The sequence below is a fragment of the Meiothermus ruber DSM 1279 genome (genome assembly GCF_000024425.1).
Taxonomy (GTDB): Bacteria; Deinococcota; Deinococci; order Deinococcales; family Thermaceae; genus Meiothermus; species Meiothermus ruber.
Genome location: NC_013946.1, coordinates 871,803 through 886,203, shown reverse-complemented (window position 1 = coordinate 886,203; position 14,401 = coordinate 871,803). Strand labels below are relative to the sequence as shown.

Annotated in this window: 17 protein-coding genes; 6 read left to right on the top strand and 11 right to left on the bottom strand. The window is 60.1% G+C overall.

Translation table 11 applies throughout. The features are described from left to right. Positions 1 to 5 precede the first annotated feature (5 nt). Together MRUB_RS04560 and MRUB_RS04555 are read left to right on the top strand one after the other, a co-directional pair. Positions 6 to 1,103, top strand: coding sequence for a RuBisCO large subunit C-terminal-like domain-containing protein (locus tag MRUB_RS04560; RefSeq protein ID WP_013013186.1), 1,098 nt, complete (start codon positions 6 to 8; stop codon positions 1,101 to 1,103). An 18-nt stretch (positions 1,104 to 1,121) separates the two neighbouring features. Then, positions 1,122 to 1,577, top strand: a complete 456-nt coding sequence (locus MRUB_RS04555; RefSeq protein ID WP_013013185.1) for a cupin domain-containing protein — start codon at positions 1,122 to 1,124, stop codon at positions 1,575 to 1,577. A gap of 8 nt (positions 1,578 to 1,585) precedes the next feature. Here the strand turns inward: MRUB_RS04555 and MRUB_RS04550 are convergent, their stop codons facing one another. Together MRUB_RS04550 and MRUB_RS04545 are read right to left on the bottom strand one after the other, a co-directional pair. Continuing rightward, the gene (locus MRUB_RS04550; RefSeq protein WP_013013184.1) at positions 1,586 to 2,026 is read right to left on the bottom strand and encodes a hypothetical protein; all 441 of its coding nucleotides are present in this window, start codon (positions 2,024 to 2,026) and stop codon (positions 1,586 to 1,588) included. Positions 2,027 to 2,130: 104 nt separating this feature from the next. Then, a complete protein-coding gene (locus MRUB_RS04545) occupies positions 2,131 to 2,859 on the bottom strand; it encodes a tetratricopeptide repeat protein (protein ID WP_244403994.1) in 729 nt (242 codons plus the stop codon). Positions 2,860 to 3,089: 230 nt separating this feature from the next. Between MRUB_RS04545 and MRUB_RS04540 the strand changes: the two genes are divergently transcribed. The 4 genes from MRUB_RS04540 to MRUB_RS04525 all read left to right on the top strand — a co-directional run bounded on the left by MRUB_RS04540 (position 3,090) and on the right by MRUB_RS04525 (position 7,005). Continuing rightward, positions 3,090 to 3,437 carry a type II secretion system protein gene (locus tag MRUB_RS04540; protein WP_013013182.1) on the top strand — a complete coding sequence of 116 codons (348 nt, stop codon included), beginning with the start codon at positions 3,090 to 3,092 and terminating at the stop codon, positions 3,435 to 3,437. A 55-nt stretch (positions 3,438 to 3,492) separates the two neighbouring features. Further along, a complete protein-coding gene (locus MRUB_RS15535) occupies positions 3,493 to 3,849 on the top strand; it encodes a competence type IV pilus major pilin ComGC (RefSeq protein ID WP_013013181.1) in 357 nt (118 codons plus the stop codon). A gap of 105 nt (positions 3,850 to 3,954) precedes the next feature. Then, the gene (locus MRUB_RS04530; protein ID WP_013013180.1) at positions 3,955 to 5,340 is read left to right on the top strand and encodes a hypothetical protein; all 1,386 of its coding nucleotides are present in this window, start codon (positions 3,955 to 3,957) and stop codon (positions 5,338 to 5,340) included. 162 nt (positions 5,341 to 5,502) lie between these two features. Beyond that, positions 5,503 to 7,005 (top strand): O-antigen ligase family protein, encoded by a 1,503-nt coding sequence (locus MRUB_RS04525; protein WP_244403993.1) that lies wholly within the window; start codon positions 5,503 to 5,505, stop codon positions 7,003 to 7,005. A gap of 70 nt (positions 7,006 to 7,075) precedes the next feature. Here MRUB_RS04525 and hepT read toward each other — a convergent pair whose 3' ends face one another. From hepT to MRUB_RS04475, 9 genes are all read right to left on the bottom strand, one after another. Beyond that, a complete protein-coding gene (gene hepT, locus MRUB_RS04520) occupies positions 7,076 to 7,495 on the bottom strand; it encodes a type VII toxin-antitoxin system HepT family RNase toxin (protein WP_013013178.1) in 420 nt (139 codons plus the stop codon). Further along, entirely contained in the window at positions 7,488 to 7,919 is a 432-nt protein-coding gene (gene mntA, locus MRUB_RS04515; RefSeq protein ID WP_013013177.1) for a type VII toxin-antitoxin system MntA family adenylyltransferase antitoxin, read from the bottom strand. The genes hepT and mntA overlap by 8 nt, the downstream gene beginning before the upstream one ends. Positions 7,920 to 8,212: 293 nt before the next feature. Next, entirely contained in the window at positions 8,213 to 8,848 is a 636-nt protein-coding gene (locus MRUB_RS04505; RefSeq protein ID WP_013013176.1) for a rhomboid family intramembrane serine protease, read from the bottom strand. A gap of 67 nt (positions 8,849 to 8,915) precedes the next feature. Next, positions 8,916 to 9,329: an Hsp20/alpha crystallin family protein gene (locus MRUB_RS04500; RefSeq protein WP_013013175.1), complete on the bottom strand. Its 414-nt coding sequence runs from the start codon at positions 9,327 to 9,329 to the stop codon at positions 8,916 to 8,918. 72 nt (positions 9,330 to 9,401) lie between these two features. Beyond that, entirely contained in the window at positions 9,402 to 9,848 is a 447-nt protein-coding gene (locus MRUB_RS04495; protein WP_013013174.1) for a type II toxin-antitoxin system VapC family toxin, read from the bottom strand. Further along, positions 9,845 to 10,135 carry a ribbon-helix-helix protein, CopG family gene (locus MRUB_RS04490; protein ID WP_013013173.1) on the bottom strand — a complete coding sequence of 97 codons (291 nt, stop codon included), beginning with the start codon at positions 10,133 to 10,135 and terminating at the stop codon, positions 9,845 to 9,847. The genes MRUB_RS04495 and MRUB_RS04490 overlap by 4 nt, the downstream gene beginning before the upstream one ends. Positions 10,136 to 10,210: 75 nt before the next feature. Next, on the bottom strand, positions 10,211 to 10,636 hold the full coding sequence (gene trxA, locus MRUB_RS04485) for a thioredoxin (protein WP_013013172.1): 426 nt from the start codon (positions 10,634 to 10,636) through the stop codon (positions 10,211 to 10,213). A 54-nt stretch (positions 10,637 to 10,690) separates the two neighbouring features. Then, positions 10,691 to 13,255, bottom strand: coding sequence for an ATP-dependent chaperone ClpB (gene clpB / locus MRUB_RS04480; protein ID WP_013013171.1), 2,565 nt, complete (start codon positions 13,253 to 13,255; stop codon positions 10,691 to 10,693). 355 nt (positions 13,256 to 13,610) lie between these two features. Then, the gene (locus MRUB_RS04475; protein WP_013013170.1) at positions 13,611 to 14,390 is read right to left on the bottom strand and encodes an ABC transporter permease; all 780 of its coding nucleotides are present in this window, start codon (positions 14,388 to 14,390) and stop codon (positions 13,611 to 13,613) included. Between the last annotated feature and the right edge of the window lie 11 nt (positions 14,391 to 14,401).

Genomic DNA, 14,401 nt, shown 5'->3' with positions numbered 1-14,401 from the left:
GTGCAATGTACGAACTCGAGGCCACCTATCGAATCCAATCCACCCCAGAAAAGATCGAAGCCAGGGCCCAGGCCCTGGCCATTGAACAAAGCATCGAGATGCCCCCCACCGCCGTACGTCAGCCCGAGCTGCTGCAAAAGGTGCTGGCCCAGGTGGACTCCATCCAGGAGGCCGGGGCGGGGTATTTCCGGGTTGTGCTGCGCTTTGCCGAACAGACCACGGCATTCGAGACAACCGGCCTGCTCAACGTGCTTTTTGGCAACTGCGCTTTACAAGAGGATGTCGAGTTGCTAGACCTAAAGCTGCCACCCAGCCTGCTCTCGCTGTTTGCGGGCCCGCGCTTTGGTATCGCCGGACTGCGTCAACTGGCCCAGGTGGAAGGCCGCCCCCTGACCTGCACCGCTCTTAAGCCCCAGGGCCTCTCCCCCACCCAGCTCGCCGAGCTGGCCTATACCTTTGCCCTGGGGGGCATTGACATCGTCAAGGACGACCACGGCCTCACCAACCAGCCCACCGCGCCCTTTGCCGAGCGGGTGCCGGTCATTCAAGAGGCCATTGCCCGAGCCAACGCCGAGACCGGCGGCCACACCCTGTACGCCCCCATGCTGACCGGCGGCCCCAAAACCCTGCACCGCCACCTACGCATCGCCCGGCAGGCCGGGGTTAAGGTGATCCTCACCGCTCCCATGCTGCTGGGCCTGGCAACCTTTCAGGAGCTGGTCGAAGACCTGGGCCTGGCGGTGCTGGCGCATCCAGCTTTTGCTGGACTTCGTATCAGCCCCCCTCTGATGTTTGGCAAGCTCTTCCGGCTTCTGGGGGCCGACGCGGTGATCTTTCCCAACCATGGTGGGCGCTTTGCCTACAGCCCGCAAACCTGCCTGGCGCTGGCCCAGGCTGCTCGAGCCCCCTGGGGCCATATCCGCCCAGCCCTGCCGGTGCCGGCAGGGGGCATGACCGTGGAGCGGGTGGAGGAAATGCTGGGGTTGTATGGGCTCGAGACCATGCTCTTAATTGGCGGCGACCTGCTGGCCGCTAAAGACAACCTGCTGGAACGAACCCGCCAGTTTGTGCAAAAAGTAGCGGTCAGCACAGGGAAGGTATAGCCGTTAGAATGAGGCGGTATGACCTCGAGCAATGTCAAGGCCAAGCGAGCCGCGCGAAAGTACACCTGGGAGGGCGTGGAGGTGCGGGCCTACAAATCGGAAGGAGCGGCCCCTTTCAAGGACGTTACCCGTCAGGTGTTGTTTGACGACCCCCACCTGGCCGCCCAGTGGCGCTACTTCGAGGTAGCCCCTGGCGGCCATACCACCCTCGAGCGCCACCAGCACGTGCACGCGGTGATGGTCATCCGGGGGCGGGGGGCCTGCTTGGTGGGGAACGAGGTCTTCCCCCTCGAGCTGCACGATCTCGTTTATGTGCCGCCCCTCACCTGGCACCAGTTCCGCGCCACTCTGCACGAGCCGCTGGGCTTCTTGTGCCTGGTCAACACCGAGCGCGACCGGCCCGAGCTGCCCGGCCCAGAAGAGCTGGAACAACTCCGGGCAAACCCCCAGGTGGCCGCTTTTATCCGGGTTTGAGCAGGGCCCTACTCCAGGGGACAGCCCCAGCGCGGCCCCTGCCAGGCCGGGGGCCGTCGTAGCTCAACCCGGTAGGCGCCGGCGGCCCCATCCGGCTGGGCCAGCAGGCTGAGGTCTTGCGGGCCTTTGTTGTAGCGAAGGCGCAGATAAGGCCCCCCGAACGCAGCCACGCCCAGGTATTCCTGACAGACTTCCCGCCAGCCTGCTTCCTGTAACTGACGGCTCCAGATCTGGCCCAGGCGCTCGAGGCTGTCAAAACCACGGAAGCGCACCACGCGCACAGCGCCTTCCCGCTGCTCGAGCAGATCGGCCTCGAGCAAGTAAACCGGCGGTTCGTAGGAAAGAATCACCACCCTACCACTGCTCGAAACGATACGCCCGCCCTGGATGTTGACCCAGGAGCCTACCCCACAGGCACAGAGCAGCAAGAGCCAAACCCACCTCCACATAACCCATCTTCAATTTTCCCCTTATCAAAAACCCTACCGTTTTTCAATAGGGGAATGTACAAACCTAGCTAGCCTGGGAGGGCTACTGGGCATGGACTCAACCCTCAAGGCCCACGGCCTATCAGCCAGAGCACCAACCCCACCACCAGCAACCAGAGCCACCAGCGGCCTCTTAGCAAAGGTCTACGCTCCGGCATGGGCAGTGGGGCTCCCGGTGTGGATGCGTGTGGAGGTCGCGTCACAGGCCGCATCTGTAGGCGCTGGCCCTGCTTGATGTGGTAGACCGCTTTGTCGATCTGGCCCTTCTTGCGGTAAGCCGCACCCAGGTTGTGGTGGGCCAGGGCATAGTCGGGGTTTAGCCGAAGCACCTCCTGGTACAGCCGGATGGCCTCATCGGTCTGGCCGGCCTCGAGGGCCAGGTTAGCCAGGTTGGTCTGGGCCCTAAAGTGGCGGGGGTCGGCCTGCAGCGCAGCCTCGAAAGCCTGCCGGGCCTGCGCGCGGTCGCCGTGCGAAATGCACACCAGCCCCAGCACCGCCCAGGCCTCCGCCCCCAGGTGGGGGTCGGTCAGATAGGCCCTGATCTGCTGCTCGTCCTCGGCTTCGAACGCCTGAATGGCCGCCCTGGCCTGCACCACATCCAGATAGCCCTGCACCAGGTCGCCGTCCTGCTCCAGCACCTTTAGGGCCCTGCCATATTCCTTCAGGCGCAGCCAGTCGCGCAGCTCGAGCAGCACCGCCAGCCCGTCGGCGTCGCCCGCTTCTCCCGCCAGAATGCGGCTGCGGGCCTCCTCGTAGCGCCCCAAGCGAATCAGTTCGTTCACCTCGTTATCCATAAAGCCCATCTACTGTGCCATTGTATCCAGCGATCCACCGCCCCGCCCAAACCACGTAACGCTTCGGGCCCTGGGTTGGGTCAAATTCCACACGCCCTGTAAAAACACGGGCTATACTAAGCCCTGGAGTTCGGGAATCGGCCCGCTCCCTCGAGGCTCTAAGCTTTATCTGCACTACGCAATACCGCACCCATACCATATCCCGGTGCGGAACCCTTAGGAGAAGTACCATGAAGAAATCCGGTTTCACCCTCATCGAGCTCCTCATCGTCATCGCCATCATTGGCATCCTGGCCGCCGTGCTGATCCCCAACCTGCTGCGCGCCCGTGCTGTTGCCAACGACCGCGCCGCCCAAGCCTACGCCCAGAACGTCTACAAAGCGGCCCAGGCTTATCTGGCCGAAAACGTCAACGTTACCACTGTTCCCATCGCCTGCACGGGTGGCTACACGGCTGGCCAATACAACGTACCAAACCCTGGTAGCTTCATTACGAGCTGCAGTGTCGCCTCAAACGGTGCTAGCGTGTCTGTAAGCTACACCGGCGGCACCCAAACCTCCATAACTGTAGGCCAGTAAACCCCACACCTAGGCAAAGCCCTGCCGTCTGGCAGGGCTTTGCGCTCAAAAGGCCATGAAAACTCAAAGAGGTTTCACCCTCGTCGAGTTACTGATCGTCATCGCCATCATCGGTATACTGGCGGCCACCCTGATCCCCAACCTCATCACCGCACGCCGGGTTGCAATAGACCGCGCCGCACTGGCATACGCCTCTATTGTCTACAGGGCAGCCCAGGCTTACATTGGAGAAAACCCGTCCGCTCTGGTACCGGCTGGCACATGTATCTCAGGTGCCAACTTTGGCGGCTACGTGGTACCTCCGCCAAGCAGCGCCCTTGTGGTTACAAGCTGCACCTACAACAACCAAGCCTCCCAGGTAACCGTCACGTATTCTGGTGGTGTACGACCCTCAGTAACCATCGGCTACTAAACACCAGGCCGCTTGTTGGTTAGTGGTGCCCTTGGCGCCACTAACTTTTTGTGATCCTGGCCATTCCTCTCGCAGCCACAGATGGTCACAGGTAGAATCAGCAGTATGCACCTTTCAAAAAAACCGGCCTATCCCTGGCTGCTTTTTATATTTGTTCTGGTTTATCCCCTTCTATTCTTTCCCGGAACCCTTTTTGGAAGACCCCCCGTCATCACGCCACTCGATAACATCATGGCTTCCGAACAGTTTTTATACCTACCCAAGCTGCTCTTCCTCCTAGGAGTGGGGGTTTTGGGATTGTTGGAGGTGCGCCGCCTGATCGCCCCATCAACATTTTTGCTGTTAATATCTTTGCACCTCGTGCTTGCTGTCCTGAGCACCCTAAACGCCCGTGATAGCCTGGCTTTCAATCTTCTGGGGCCCAGCCAGCGCTTTGATGGAATCCTGTACCAGGCTGGCTTGTTTGCCGTTGGTGCGTTTGCCTACATAACGCTAAAATCAGCCCCCCAACACCTTCGATCCCTGGTCATCGCCTTGGTGCTAGGCTGCTCTATCCAGAGCGTGGTTTTGCTATTCCAAGGGCTTGGGGTGGACCCAATAACACCGCTCAGACTATGGGAAACACCCAATATCCCCCTGGGCACACTTGGCCATCCGGGCATGGCAGCAGCCTATTTACTCCCAGGTCTTTTGCTCGCATTGTGGTACAGCTTGATGGCTGAGGAGCAGCGTTATCGCCACTGGTGGTTTAGCGCGGCACTGCTCATAGCAACCGGGCTTGGTATAACCAGCAACGCCTCGGCCTTTTATGCCCTAATCGCCACTCTGGTGTTGGCAAACATCCTAAAAAGAAGCTGGAGGCTGCTGCTTTTAAGCTGCCTGCTGCTGTTGGCCGTATTGATACCTAGAACCTTCAGCAAGGATACCCAAAGCTACACAGACACAACCACCTTCCAAACCCGGCGTATCATCTGGCACATTGCTCTTCGCGCCATCTCAGAAACCCCTTTTCAGCCCATCTTGGGTGGCGGGCCCGATGCGCTGCGGTTAGCACAGCTCCGCAACCCCCCGCTCGATCTGCTTTTCAAGGAGTATGCCCTGGAGTTTGGATGGCCCAAAGATGCAATAGTAAAAAGGGCTTATATTAAGGAGGCCGACAGCGCAAATAAGGGCCTGCGTGACCGGTGGTTAGCCATCGAATTTGAGCAATTCGGTGGAAGTAAAAACGTAACCAAGGAGTATAGCTTTGCCATAGACCGGGCTCACAACTATATACTGGACCGTTGGCTGGCGTATGGTCTGATTTCTGTGGGCATCTGGCTGGTTCTTTTTCTCCGCCCCATTTACCAAAGCTTTTATCTACAGAACTGCTTTGGATGGGCATTTATAGCACTAATGATTTATTATTTAGCGTGGTTCCCTGTAATGCAGGTAGAGCCCATCCACCTGGTTTTACTCGCCGCTGCCTGGGCAAGACCACAACCACAGTAAGGGCTTACATACAGAACCAATATAGCCATGGCAAAGCACCATCGAATTCTGTTTGTGTTTGTCGCAGCAACCCTATTTGCCTGCCTGGCATGGTTATGGCAAGCGGTTTTCTCGCACTATGATGCCGCCCCTGCTGGCTTAATTGGCCTGGTGCTCATTTGTGTGGCACTCGTATTGCCTAAGATTCCGCTTGCCCTGTGGGCGTGGTGGGGGCTGGGTCTTCTAACCGTTTTTTGGAGTCTTACGCCCGGCAACACCCTGGTGTTGGGTCTGTGGGAGCTGGCTTATCTGGCAGCGTTTGCTGCAGGAACCTGGCTGGCAGGCCTGGTGGGGTTGAACATCGCTTTGTTGGGGTATGGGCTCCTGACCACCCTTACGCTGGCCTGGATGGGCCTGGTGATGTACTTTTCGGGCTCGAGCCACTATGTGGCCGGGGCCCAGGCCCTGGTGCTAATCCCGCTGGCTATGATGTGGCTGTTCCGCTCGAGGTGGCCCATATTAAGCGGCATCCTGCTGACAGGTGCTCTGTATTTAGCCTTGATGTCGGGGGCTCGAGCGGTCTACTTACCCCTGGTTTTTATCGTTTTGCTCATGGTTTGGCGGCTCTGGCGGGAAGGGATTCCCCTGCGGCAGATTATGCTGGTCTGCGCTCTGGTTGCCGCAGCTATAGTAAGCCTAGATACCGCCCTGCCTTTCTCCCCCATCCAAAACGCACTGGGCCTGAAGGCCACCCTGAGCAGGCAGGCGCAAGACCTGGGCGCGGAAGGTAGTATAGGCAGCCGCTTGCAGATGTGGGATCAAACCCTAAAGATCGCCCTGCAACACCCCATGGGCACAGGCAATGGTAGCTTTCGGGATACTTTAGCAGCGTATTTGCAGTATCCAGGCATCCTTTTCAGCAACGCCCACAACTACTACCTCGAGACCGCTGCCACCGGAGGCTGGCTTCGTTTACTGCTTCTGCTAGTGATACTGGTTTGGGCACTCTGGCATGGCTGGAACTCCCCTGCCTGGCCTTGGGCTTTGGGCGCTGCTGGGCTGTGGACAACCCTGGCCTTTGATGTTACGGGAATGTATCCCTCTGTAATGATGCTAGCCTTTGCCAGTTTGGGGGCGGTGCACAGTCAAATCAAAATCCCTCTGGTTTCAGCAGGTTCAAGAAGTATCAGGTTTGGTTGGATGGTATCGGTTGCGGGGCTAATCGCCACTATCGGTCTGGCTGCTTGGTGGTACTGGCCTTGCAAACATAACTGTGCGGTTAGTCGTTATTTAGGGTATCGCCCAGCCGTGCTGAACGAGCTCGAGCGGATTCCCGAAGCCCAGCAAAACAAGCTGTTGAGCGAGGCTGAAAGACTTAATCCCAAGAGCCTTTGGGTCTACCGAATCCGGCTTGAACGCGCTCGAGCCCCAGAGGAAAAGATGCAGCTTCTACAGCAGATTATCGAGGTTTTCCCTCTAGCCAACCCGATATATTATTTGCAGCTTGCTGAGCTAGCCACAGACCTCAATCAGCCAAGTAAAGCAATACAGGTATTGGAGTTGGGTTTAAGCCGGTTCCCCCCCGATTTCAAAGGTTATCAGTCTGGCAATTTTTTTGGCGCGCTCACACCTTCTTACGAAACCTGGCGCACCAAAGCACCTGAATTGCTCGAGCGCTTGAAATAGCGCTATTTAGCGCATGGGAAAACGGGCTTCGAGCACTTCTTTGCTGGCTCATCGAAACGCCTTGCCAGCCTCAGCCCTCTGGATTACCCTGGCGCAAGAGCACAGAGGTGAACTCCACAAAATCACCCAGGCGCTGTTCCAGGATGGCCTTGAGAATCGGCAGGGAAAGCGCTTGATAATCGTGTACCGCTATGTTGCGAAAGCCCACCATCTGCTGCATCCGGCGGGCCAACTCCGGGCCAATCAGACCCGCTTCCTGTAGGAGCCTAAAGGCATCGCGTGAGCTTTGGGGAAGCCCCAAACAGCGCAGACGCACCATGTACATCGCCAGGTCTATGGAGGCTTCGCAAGCCCGTAACAGATTGAGCACGATGGCATCTTGCCGGGTGTAGTTCTCAAACAGCTCTGCTTCGTGGCCTTGGTATTCCTCCCGAATGCGCTTCAAGCACCGTTCAATGGTTGCAATCTTTCCCAGAAGAACCTCATCCATAAACCCGCCCCCGGCGACGGATGTCTTCTATAATGGGCCGCCGCTCTTCTTGTAGGTTGGCATACTCTTTTAAGGCCCGGATTTCAAATAAATCACAGCGGAGCCGATCCGCGCAGAACGCGCGCCGGCCCTGTGACACCACAATAGCCCGCAGCAGCGGCGAGGCAGCGGCCAGGTCAACCAGGTCAACCTCGGTGGGTGGGTGGTTCTGGAAGGTTTCCTGGAGCGCTACCAACTCCTGGGCTAACGTGAACAAATCCCAGGGGTCGTAGGGCGCGGCACCCAAAACCGCGATGTCCAGGTCGCTATCGGGCTGGGCCTGTCCTCTGGCCTGGGAACCATACAGATAAATAGCCAGGGGCGACAAGCGCTGCTGAATGAGGGCGATAATGGATTCCAGGGTATCGCTGGATAGGGCAGCCACAAAGCTATTCTAACCCCGGTCAATTTGCTCTATAGTTTCGTTGAATCCAGCAGCGGGTCGGGGTGTTCGGCGTAGTCCCTCGCCATCTGCCGGTAGCCCTCGGCAAGCTCCCACTCGCGGAGCTTTTTCAACGCCAGTTGGATCACCTCACTGCGGCTGGAAAGCCCGTGTGTCTTCTGGTATTCCTCGGCAAACCGGAGTCACTCGGCGCTCAGACTGACGCTCACCTTCTGGCTTTGGTCTTGCTCGGTCACACCCGGATTATACCTACTGTCATAAGTAGCATTTACTACCTAGTATCGTCTCACAGTCTGTCCGCCCTCAAACCACCTTATCAGCACCACCCCCGCCAAAAAGCCTCCAATATGCGCCCAGAAGGCAATGCCCTCCTCGCCCATAAAATCGCCCACAAACTGAATCAGGAGCCAGTAGCCCAGGTAAATAACAGCGGGAACAGGCACAGGAATCCAGCCGATAAGCGAGAGAATCAGGGCGCGGGGGTAGAGCACAATGTAGGCCCCCAGCAGCGCCGAGATGGCCCCTGAGGCCCCAATCATGGGCACGTCGCTGGAAAAACCGCTCACCAGGCCCTGAATCAGGGCAGCGGCAACCCCACCCAGCAGGTAAAACAGCAGAAAGCGCCCGTGGCCCAGGCGGTCTTCGATGTTGTCGCCGAAGACCCACAAAAACCACATATTGCCCAGAATGTGCAAAAGGCTGCCGTGCAAAAACATGCTGCTGAAGAGCGTGATCCACTCGCCGAAAGGGTCGGCCACAAAGCGGGCCGGCACAAAGCCATAGGCCCCGATCACCACGGCAGGGTCGGTGAGGCCAAAGGTGTACACAAAGCCCACAAGGTTCAGCACCACCAGCAGATAGACCATATACGGGCGGCGGTGGGCCCGGTTGATGTCGTGCAGCGGGAACATGCTCCCAGGTTACAGCAAGAACAGCAAAAAACCCCCGCCAAGCGGGGGCTGGTATTGCGTTCGTGCCTTACGAGTTGACCCGTACCTCAATCCGGCGGGGCTGGGCGGCTTCGGCCTTGGGGATATCGAGGTAGAGGATGCCGTTTTTGAAGCTGGCCTCAATTTTGCCCAGGTCGTAGGTGTTGGGAATCACGAAGCTGCGCTCGAACTTGCCGTAGGCCCCCTCGAGCCGCCACTGGTTGGCATTTTCCGGCTTGTTGAAGGGGCGCTCGGCCCGGATGGTGAGGGTGTTGTTCTCAGCGGTTACCTCGACCTGCGAGGGCTCCACACCCGGCAGGTAAACGGCCAGGTGCACGCCCTGGGCGTCCTCGAGCGCGTCCACCAAGGGGGTATGGGCGCTTTCAGCGGTGGGGGTGAAAAAGTTGCGCAGCAGTGCGTTTTGCAGTTGTTCAATCTCGCGGAAAGGGTTGTATCGAATCATAGCAACCTCCTTTACGTAGAAAAGTATAAAACTTGAGTGTACTATTGTCAAGTAGTTTTAGTAGTTTATAGATTAGACCAGCCTGACGGATAGCCCTTCGGCCTGCGCCGCCCCGGCCTGGTCACGGTCTGCTGTCCAAAACTCCAGCGCCCCAACCTCGAGGCCGCTTACCCGAACCACCACCAGGGCCGTGGCCAGTTGTAGGGCATCGTAGGCCCGCAGCTTATAGCGCAAAAGGAGGCGTTTGGCCTCACGGTACACCGGGGGTTTGGGCGATACCAGGCGGTACTGCAGCGCGGTGTGAGCCTCCAACACCTCCACGGCCAGGCGCACCTCCTCCGCACTGAAAACCCCGCTTCGTTGCTTCATGCGGAAGGCGGAAACCGCCTCTACTGGGGTTAAGGCGCTTGTGAGTATCACCCTCGTCTCTTCCAGCCGGGCCACCACAGCCCCGGCCCCGGGCTCCTGGGGATCGTAGCGCTTGATGAGGGCCGAGGTATCCAGGTACGGAGGGATCACCGACCCTCCCGTCCCTCGATAACCGCCTGGGACAGCCCCAGTCTGCGCTTCCCTAAGCGTGCCAGATAAAGCTGAAAAACTTCCTGGGCTTTAGCCGGTGTGCAGGGGCGCTCCGGAAACTCCAGCAAGCCCTCCTGCGCCAGGTTGAGCAACACGGGGGCTTCTTCCTCCGGGAGAAGGTCGAGGCTCAGGCGAATGATTTCGGCCTCGGTACGCCCGGTCGCTTGCGCCAGACGCTTGAGCTTGGCGTCTTCTTCTGGTGTCAGGTAAACTTGCTTGCGGAGCATACATCATAAATATACATCAGGCCACCCCTCAGCGCTGGGGAGGGATGGCCTGTGCTCCACTGGAGGAGCCGCTTGCTAGAGGTGGGGCTGGAGTTTTTGCAGGAGCATATGCTTGGGCGCGGCCCCCACAATGCGCTCGACCGGCTGGCCGTTTTTGAACAGAATCAGGGTGGGGATGCCCTGCACGTGGTAGGCGCTCTGGGCCAGGGGGTGATGATCCACGTTCAGCTTGACCACCTTGAGCCGGCCTGCGTATTCGCGGGCGATCTCCTCGAGCACCGGGGCAATCATCTTGCAGGGCCCGCACCACTCGGCCCAGAAATCCACCAGCACCGGCACGCTGGCCTGAAGCTCGGGGGTGAGGCCCTGGGTGGCGTTCACCAGCCAGGGCAGGGGCTTTTTGCAGGCCCCGCAGACCGGAACCTGGCCCGCGGGGGGGTTACCCAGACGGTTTTTAGCGCCGCAATGGATACAGGTGGTGATGTTGTCGGATACAGCCATGGTTACTCCCATCAACAGGCGTCTGGGGCCTTGGCGACCCCAGACGGTATTTCCTTAGGCCACCGCGGCCTGACGCACCTCGAAGGTGAGGCCCAGGGGGCCGCTGCCCACGTACAGATGGGCGCCATCGGCCACCTCGCCCGCCAGAATCTTGCGCGAGAGGGGGGTCTCGAGTTCCCGCTGGATCACCCGCTTCAAGGGCCTAGCCCCAAAGACCGGGTCGTAGCCGCGCTGGGCCAGGAAGTCGAGGGCCTCTTGTGAGAGCTCGAGGGTAATCCGGCGTTCGGCCAGGCGCTTGCGCACCGCCTCGAGCTGGATCTGCACGATGGCCGCGATCTGCTCCCTGGCCAGCGGACGGAAGACCACAATCTCGTCGAGGCGGTTGAGGAACTCGGGGCGGAAGTGCTGCTGCAGCACCCCAAACACCCGCTCGCGGATGGTCTCGTAACTCTGGCCCGACTGGATGCCCTCGAAGATAAGGGGCGAGCCGATGTTGGAGGTGAGGATAATCACGGTGTTGCGGAAGTCCACCGTGCGGCCCTGGCCGTCGGTCAGGCGGCCGTCGTCGAGCACCTGCAACAGGACGTTGAACACGTCGGGGTGGGCCTTCTCGATCTCGTCGAAGAGGATCACCGAGTAGGGCCGGCGGCGCACCGCCTCGGTGAGCTGGCCGCCCTCCTCGTAGCCCACATAGCCGGGAGGGGCCCCAATCAGGCGGGCCACGGTGTGCTTCTCCTGGTACTCCGACATGTCAATGCGCACCATGTTCTCTTCGGTGTCGAAGAGGCTGGCGGCCAGGGTTTTAGCCAGCTCGGTCTTACCCACGCCGGTGGGGCCCAGGAAGAGGAAGGAGCCGATGGGTCGGTTGGGGTCTTTGAGGCCGGCGCGGGCCCGCCGGATGGCGTCGGCCACCGCCACGATGGCCTCGTCCTGGCCCACCACCCGCTTGTGCAGTTCGTCCTCGAGGCGCAGGAGCTTCTCGCGCTCACCCTCCATCAGCTTAGCCACTGGGATGCCAGTCCAGCGCGAGACAATGGCGGCGATGTCCTCCTCGGTCACCATGGGCCGCACAAACTGGGCCCCGGCCATGCGGTCGGCCAGTTCGTTGACCTCCTGCTCGAGCTTTGGCAGCTCACCGTAGCGGAGCTGGGCGGCTTTGTTCAGGTCGTAGGCCCGCTCGGCCTGCTCGATCTGGGTGCGCACCTCATCCAGGCGCTGCTGGGCCGCGCGGAGCTTCTGCATAATCTCGCGCTCGGCCTCCCACTCGGCCTGCTGCTTCTTGATCTCGGCCTCGAGCTCGGCGATTTCCTTTTCCAGCTCGCCCAGCCTGAACTTGCTCTCGGCGTCGGTCTCCTTTTTCAGGGCCTCGCGCTCGATCTCGAGCTGGAGCTTCCGGCGGTTCAGGGCATCAATGCTCTCGGGGCTGCTCTCGAGGGCCATGCGCAGCCGGGCCGCCGCCTCGTCCACCAGGTCGATGGCCTTATCGGGCAGCTTGCGGTCGGCGATGTAGCGGTGCGAGAGCTGGGCCGCCGCGATGAGCGCCGGGTCGGAGATGCGCACCCCGTGGTGCACCTCGTACTTCTCCTTGATACCGCGCAGGATGCTGACGGTCTCCTCGAGGCTGGGCTCGTCCACAAACACCGGCTGGAAGCGGCGCTCCAGGGCCGGGTCTTTCTCGATCTCGCGGTACTCGTCGAGGGTGGTGGCCCCGATCAGGTGTAGCTCGCCCCGGGCCAGGGCCGGCTTGAGCATGTTGCCTGCGTCCACCGCGCCCTCGGCCTTGCCGGCCCCCACCACGGTGTGAATCTCGTCGATGAATAGAATAATCTGGCCCGCGCTCTGCACGGTCTCCTGGATGACGGCCTTGAGCCGCTCTTCAAACTCGCCGCGGTACTTGGCCCCGGCCAGCAGCGAGCCCATCTGCAGGCTCACGATGCGCTTGCCCTTGAGCCCCTCGGGCACGTCGCCCTTCACGATGCGCTGGGCCAGCCCTTCCACCACGGCGGTCTTACCCACCCCCGGCTCACCAATCAGCACCGGGTTGTTCTTGGTGCGGCGCAGCAGAATTTGAATTACCCGCCGGATCTCTTCGTCGCGCCCGATCACGGGGTCGAGCTTGCCCTCCTCGGCCTGGCGGGTCAGGTCGAGGCCGTACTGCTCGAGGGCGTTGTAGGTTCCTTCGGCGTGTTCGCTGTTCACGGTTCTTCCTCCTCTGATCTCCTGTAGGGCTTGCCGAACCGCGCTGGCCTGCAACCCCCCATACCCGGTCTCGGCCAGGGCCAGAAGCAGCGTGTCCAGGGCCACAAAGCGATCTTTCAGCTCATCGGCCAGCTTTTCAGCCCGCCCCAGCGCCGAGGCCAGGCGGGACGAGAGGTACTGCCCCCCCTCGGTGCCCGAAACCTTGGGCAGCCGACCCAGTTCGCTCTGGGCGGCCTGGTAGATATTCTGGGGGTTCTGCCCGGCTTTTTGCACAATCTTGGCCGGCAGACCCGCAGCGTCCCGCAGCATCACCGCGGCCAGGTGCGGCAGGTCGATCTGCGAATGGGCCGACTCCCGGGCCAGCACCTGGCTTTGGGCAATGGCTTGGCGGGCTTGTTCGGTATAGCGCTCCAGATTCATATCACTTTTATTATGAAAGTTGAGTGTAATATTGTCAAGTCTAATGAGTTTCACGTATGCTTTACACGTGTAGCCTTGGTCAACTTCATATAGGTAAGCTCGACAGGCTGGCCGACAAAGGCCAACCCGCTGCACCCCTCGCTCCACTGCAAAAAGGTGGGGCGATTTTGGTCGGTTCGCGTAACGCAGAACATCCGCGCCCTTGCGGTAGAAATCCCCGAAGGCTACCTGTGGTTTTGGATTGGACAGCACGGTGCATACGTGCGAATCGTAAACGGTTAGGGCTGGCTCGAACGAGGAGGTGTCGGTTTAACACGAGCCCTGCTTTATCAAAGGTTTCAACACTGCCTAAAGCTCAGCTCGAGGCCGAGGTGTAGCTGCGGAGGGCGAAGCGCCAGAAGGCTCGCGAAAACAACAGCAGACCCAGGGCTATCAGAACGGCCAGGCCCAGGTTTGAAAGGGATAGCCGGCCTAAAGCGGCCTCGGCGGGCACCGTGGTGAGGAAGGCCACCGGCACCACAAAAGTAAAGACGAAGCGGTAGGCGGCTGGAAAAGCCTGTACGGGAAAGCGCCCGGCCTCGAGCACCGCCCGCAACACCTCGGTGGCGTTGGCCACCTTCACAAACCAGATGCTGCTGCTGCCGATGATGAACCATAGGCTGTACAGCATCACAAAGGCCACCCCCAGCAGCCCAAAGCCCATCAGGTGGTCGGCCCAACCAAACTGTAGGCGGCCCCCAGCATAGAACCAGAGCCCCAGCCCGATCAGGCCATCGGTGAGGCCCCAGGGAGAAAGGGTGCGAAAGGAGAGCCAGAACTGGCTGTCCAGCGGCTTGAGCAGCACAAAATCAAGCGTGCCCTTCTGCACCTGCTCCACCACCCGGTTGAGGTTGGGTGAAAGCAGGGTAAAAGCCAAGCCATCCAGCATCAGAAAAGCTGACAGTACCAGTAAAGCCTCCTCGAAGCGCCAGCCACCCGGCTGGTAGCCCCCCTGGTAAAGCAGGGAGATTCCAAACAGGCTCCCCACAGCCCCCCCCAGCGAGGACAGGGCTGCCAGCACAAAATTGCCCCGGTACTCGAGCTCGGCGGCCAGCGCCGTTCCCCAAAAGCGAACCAACACCCGCAGGTAGCGCACAAACCCAGTTT

Excerpts from the sequence above, each read along its gene's own strand:
- MRUB_RS04560 (WP_013013186.1), top strand. The coding sequence starts at position 6 with ATGTACGAACTCGAGGCCACCTATCGAATCCAATCCACCCCAGAAAAG.
- MRUB_RS04555 (WP_013013185.1), top strand. The coding sequence starts at position 1,122 with ATGACCTCGAGCAATGTCAAGGCCAAGCGAGCCGCGCGAAAGTACACC.
- MRUB_RS04550 (WP_013013184.1), bottom strand. The coding sequence starts at position 2,026 with ATGTGGAGGTGGGTTTGGCTCTTGCTGCTCTGTGCCTGTGGGGTAGGC.
- MRUB_RS04545 (WP_244403994.1), bottom strand. The coding sequence starts at position 2,859 with ATGGATAACGAGGTGAACGAACTGATTCGCTTGGGGCGCTACGAGGAG.
- MRUB_RS04540 (WP_013013182.1), top strand. The coding sequence starts at position 3,090 with ATGAAGAAATCCGGTTTCACCCTCATCGAGCTCCTCATCGTCATCGCC.
- MRUB_RS15535 (WP_013013181.1), top strand. The coding sequence starts at position 3,493 with ATGAAAACTCAAAGAGGTTTCACCCTCGTCGAGTTACTGATCGTCATC.
- MRUB_RS04530 (WP_013013180.1), top strand. The coding sequence starts at position 3,955 with ATGCACCTTTCAAAAAAACCGGCCTATCCCTGGCTGCTTTTTATATTT.
- hepT (WP_013013178.1), bottom strand. The coding sequence starts at position 7,495 with ATGGATGAGGTTCTTCTGGGAAAGATTGCAACCATTGAACGGTGCTTG.
- MRUB_RS04505 (WP_013013176.1), bottom strand. The coding sequence starts at position 8,848 with ATGTTCCCGCTGCACGACATCAACCGGGCCCACCGCCGCCCGTATATG.
- MRUB_RS04500 (WP_013013175.1), bottom strand. The coding sequence starts at position 9,329 with ATGATTCGATACAACCCTTTCCGCGAGATTGAACAACTGCAAAACGCA.
- MRUB_RS04490 (WP_013013173.1), bottom strand. The coding sequence starts at position 10,135 with ATGCTCCGCAAGCAAGTTTACCTGACACCAGAAGAAGACGCCAAGCTC.
- trxA (WP_013013172.1), bottom strand. The coding sequence starts at position 10,636 with ATGGCTGTATCCGACAACATCACCACCTGTATCCATTGCGGCGCTAAA.
- clpB (WP_013013171.1), bottom strand. The coding sequence starts at position 13,255 with ATGAATCTGGAGCGCTATACCGAACAAGCCCGCCAAGCCATTGCCCAA.